A 245-nucleotide genomic window follows, 5' to 3' on the forward strand; every position below is an offset into this window, starting at 1 on the left:
GTTGCAGCCACGGTGCCGCTGGTCGGGCTGACGGTGCGCCACCGGATCCACCGGGGACTGCAGCGCATCCTCGGCACCTTCGGAGGCTTGGTGCTCACTGCATTGATCCTGCTGCCGGGGCTGGACCCGTGGCAGATGGCAACGGTGATTGCGGTGCTGCAGTTCGGCGCTGAGATGCTCATCGCCCGGCAGTACGCCCTGGCACAGGTGGTGGTCACGCCGCTGGCTCTGGTCAGCACCGAATT

General features: G+C 66.9%; 1 protein-coding gene. It reads left to right on the plus strand.

Features of this window, described 5'->3' with window-relative positions; genetic code table 11:
* Window positions 1-245, plus strand: a 245-nt coding sequence (locus tag SB754_RS22355; RefSeq protein WP_410784472.1) for an FUSC family protein, incomplete at both ends; no start/stop codon positions are given.

Source organism: Leifsonia sp. SIMBA_070 (genome assembly GCF_046534635.1).
GTDB lineage: Bacteria > Actinomycetota > Actinomycetes > Actinomycetales > Microbacteriaceae > Leifsonia.